Genomic DNA, 2926 nt, shown 5'->3' with positions numbered 1-2926 from the left:
TCATCGTCATTCCTCCTGCTATCTTTTTCTATTATTCTACCTTATTTGATAGTAGATTTAAAACTTTGCAACAGAACCCGTCATTCCGTATATAATAATTATATACTCTTTGCGAAAGGAAGTTGATATTATGGATTACATTTCTGTGAAAGCCGCTTCTGAAAAATGGGGCATATCGGAAAGACGGATACAAAAATTATGTGAGGAAAATCGCATTGACGGAACTGAAAAATTTGGTCGTGCATGGATGATACCAAAAGATGCAGAAAAACCCGTTGATGGACGTATGAAAACAAGGAACAAACAGGAGGAGAATCATGGAATTTAATGAAAAGCTACAACAGCTTAGGACTGGAAAGAACTTAACGCAGGAACAACTTGCGGAGCAATTATATGTATCAAGAACAGCCATTTCAAAATGGGAAAGCGGCAAGGGTTACCCTAACATTGAGTCGCTCAAGTGTATTTCTAAATTCTTTTCTGTGACCATAGATGAACTACTATCGGGCGAAGAACTGATTACACTTGCCGAAACTGAAAATCGTTCCAACTTGAAAAAGATTTACAACTATATTTATGGAATATTGGATATGATGGCAGTTGCGTTTATATTTCTTCCGTTATATGGAAACTCTGTTGGCGGTTATGTTTATGCGGTCAATCTACTATCATTTACAGCCACCACACCATTCAATCTTGCAGTCTACTGGAGTGCTTTTGCCGCCTTGATTGTAATAGGGATTGCTAAAATAATACTTACCCATTTAGATAAAGAAACATGGGGCGGCATTGCTACAAAATGCTCCCTTGGACTCACTGCTTTGGCTATCTGTTTCTTAGCAGCAGCAAGAGAACCATATATAACAGCACTTATGTTTCTGCTGTTTGTCGCAAAAATAGTTGTTTGGATTAAGCAGAACGGAACAAAGTAAAAACGATATAAATCCCTTGAAATAGGCTCTGACACGATAAGTGTCGGGTCTTTTTTTCATGTTGACATGATAGATGTAGGCGATGTGACGGTAGGTTTCTTGGCTTTTGATATAGCTCCTGTGATAATAAGATTGTGGTCAGTGAAAACAAGAACAGCAACCAACGGAAAGGAAAATCAAATATGGATTATATCATTGAAACAGAAAATCTTACGAAGCGATACGGAACAGCCACCGTTGTCGATAAGGTCAATCTTCATGTGCCAACGGGCAAAATTTATGGTTTGCTCGGCAGAAACGGAGCAGGCAAAACCACAGCAATGAAAATGATGTTGCAGCTTACTCTCCCAACGGATGGAACGGTACGCTTGTTTGGCACAAACTATAAGGAAAATATCCATACCCTTTATAGCAAAGTAGGCTCTATTATCGAAACACCGGGATTTTACAGTAATTTAACAGGGTATGAGAATTTGCAAATTCTCGCTAAACTGCGAGGGGGAGTATCTAAAAGTGGAGTAGAAAAAGCGCTTGAAGTTGTGGGGCTGCATAAGGAGAAAAGAAAAGTCTTTTCCGATTATTCCCTCGGAATGAAGCAACGGCTTGGTATTGCCGCCGCCATTATGCACGAGCCGGAGCTTTTAATACTTGACGAACCGATTAACGGACTTGACCCCATTGGAATAGTTGAAATACGCTCATTGTTATCTGAACTTAGTCACAATCATGGCATTACCATTTTTATCTCAAGCCATGTTTTAAGCGAGATTGAACAGATAGCAGATATTATCGGCGTTATGCACGAGGGGCATTTAGTAGAGGAAGTGAATATATCCGAGCTTCACAAAAGGAATCGAAAATACATTCAATTTGATTTATCTGACAGTGAGATAGCTGGAAAGATTTTAGAAAGCCACTACCACATGACGGATTTTACAGTGCAGGACGGTACGGTGAGAATTTATGACTTTAGCCAAAGTGTTGGAGAAATCAATCGAGAATTTGCACGAAATGGACTGCTCGTGACAAGGATAGATGATAGTGAGGAAAACTTAGAGGACTACTTTTCTAAACTGATTGGAGGTGGCGGTATTGCTTAATCTTATTTCTTGTGAATTATTAAAACTAAAGCGTTCAAAAATGGTGCTAATTAGTGTGGCAGGGGTATTATCTACCCCACTTTTGATGTTAATAGAAGCCTTGCAAACACATTTTGATAAGCCGGAGATTATCTTTACCTTGTCTGACATATACAGCGACAGTGTACTGTATATCATGCTGCTGGTAAACATGATGATATATGTGGCAATTGCAGCTTACTTGTTTAGCAGAGAGTACACAGAAAGCACACTCAAAACCATATTGCCCATACCCATTTCAAGGACAAAACTATTAATTGGAAAATTTTGCACCCTGCTTCTTTGGATTGTTATGCTCACCCTTGTAACATGGGCAGGTATATTTATCGCTTGTGGGCTATATCACGCTGTCTTTACATTGGAGGGATATAGCTTACTAGTGGCAATAGTATGGCTCCCCAAGTTTTTGTTTGGCAGTATCCTGATGTTTTTAACAGTTTCTCCTTTTGTGTTTGTTGCTATGAAAACAAAAGGATTTGTCGCCCCGATGATTGGCTCTGCCGTGATTGTCATGGGAAGTGCCGCACTTTCAAATCAAGAATGGGGAGCGTTGTATCCGTGGACAGCCACCTATTTCTTGGTGCAGGGTAAACTTCAGAGTACCGGCTATCCTACACTGCTGTCTGTATCTATTATTATTCTTGTATCAGCAGTTGGTTTTCTTATGACCTTTCATCATTTTAAAAAGGAGGATTTGAAATAATGGTACTTGATTTGGTTCTGTTGCAAAGTTTTAAATAAAGAATAAAATCCCTTACGGCATCTATGATTTAAGCTAGGATTCCCAATAATACCTTGATTTCAGTACAGACCGAAAACCCGAAGAGAGTGCCTTCTTTTCGGGTTTTCTTATAT

The 2926-nt window shown here is 39.2% G+C and carries 3 protein-coding genes and 2 pseudogenes; 4 read left to right on the top strand and 1 reads right to left on the bottom strand.

The features are described 5' to 3' along the window. Positions 1-79 precede the first annotated feature (79 nt). The 4 genes and pseudogenes from DVW83_RS14465 to DVW83_RS14450 all read left to right on the top strand — a co-directional run. A pseudogene (locus DVW83_RS14465) lies at positions 80-328 on the top strand (helix-turn-helix domain-containing protein); the annotation flags it as partial. Continuing rightward, positions 318-932: a bacitracin resistance transcriptional activator BcrR gene (bcrR, locus tag DVW83_RS14460; RefSeq protein WP_000395511.1), complete on the top strand. Its 615-nt coding sequence runs from the start codon at positions 318-320 to the stop codon at positions 930-932. The pseudogene DVW83_RS14465 and the gene bcrR, both read left to right, overlap by 11 nt. Before the next feature lie 182 nt (positions 933-1114). Beyond that, positions 1115-2032: a bacitracin ABC transporter ATP-binding protein BcrA gene (gene bcrA / locus DVW83_RS14455; RefSeq protein ID WP_105127241.1), complete on the top strand. Its 918-nt coding sequence runs from the start codon at positions 1115-1117 to the stop codon at positions 2030-2032. After that, positions 2025-2774, top strand: coding sequence for an ABC transporter permease (locus DVW83_RS14450; RefSeq protein ID WP_002326550.1), 750 nt, complete (start codon positions 2025-2027; stop codon positions 2772-2774). The genes bcrA and DVW83_RS14450 overlap by 8 nt, the downstream gene beginning before the upstream one ends. A 67-nt stretch (positions 2775-2841) precedes the next feature. Here DVW83_RS14450 and DVW83_RS14445 read toward each other — a convergent pair. Further along, positions 2842-2926 (bottom strand): annotated as a pseudogene (locus DVW83_RS14445) (IS6 family transposase); the annotation flags it as partial.

It is taken from the genome of Enterococcus sp. VV15 (assembly GCF_005236045.1).
GTDB lineage: Bacteria > Bacillota > Bacilli > Lactobacillales > Enterococcaceae > Enterococcus_B > Enterococcus_B durans.
Note: the sequence above shows the minus strand (reverse complement) of the source record. Positions and strands in the feature narration are given on the sequence as shown.

Coding starts and splice junctions, on each gene's coding strand:
- bcrR (WP_000395511.1), top strand. CDS start 318: ATGGAATTTAATGAAAAGCTACAACAGCTTAGGACTGGAAAGAACTTA.
- bcrA (WP_105127241.1), top strand. CDS start 1,115: ATGGATTATATCATTGAAACAGAAAATCTTACGAAGCGATACGGAACA.